Below are 352 nucleotides of genomic sequence, written 5' to 3'. Positions count from 1 at the left end.
ACTTGCAGCTTGAAGCTTACCGCTTGGCGTCCAGGGCTTGTGGCTTGCAGCTGCTCCAGCTACCGGAGGGACCATGAGCTACGTTATAGACCGCCGCCTGAACGGCAAGAACAAGAGCACGGTCAACCGCCAGCGCTTCCTGCGGCGGTACCGCGAACACATCAAGAAGGCCGTCGAAGAGGCGGTAAGCCGCCGCTCCATCATGGACATGGAACACGGCGAACAGATCAGCATTCCCGGGCGTGATATCGACGAACCGGTGCTGCACCATGGCCGCGGGGGCAAACAGACCATCGTGCACCCCGGCAACAAGGAGTTCACTGCCGGTGAACACATACCCAGGCCGCAAGGC

1 protein-coding gene is annotated in these 352 nt (G+C 61.4%); it reads left to right on the top strand.

Going from position 1 to position 352, the window contains the following annotated elements; all coding sequences use genetic code 11:
• Positions 1–73: 73 nt before the first annotated feature.
• Positions 74–352: DUF444 family protein (locus tag GYA94_RS26970; RefSeq protein ID WP_161893484.1), on the top strand; the 279-nt coding region annotated here is incomplete at its 3' end.

The sequence above is a fragment of the Pseudomonas juntendi genome (assembly GCF_009932375.1).
Taxonomy (GTDB): Bacteria; Pseudomonadota; Gammaproteobacteria; order Pseudomonadales; family Pseudomonadaceae; genus Aquipseudomonas; species Aquipseudomonas juntendi.
Note: the sequence above shows the minus strand (reverse complement) of the source record. Positions and strands in the feature narration are given on the sequence as shown.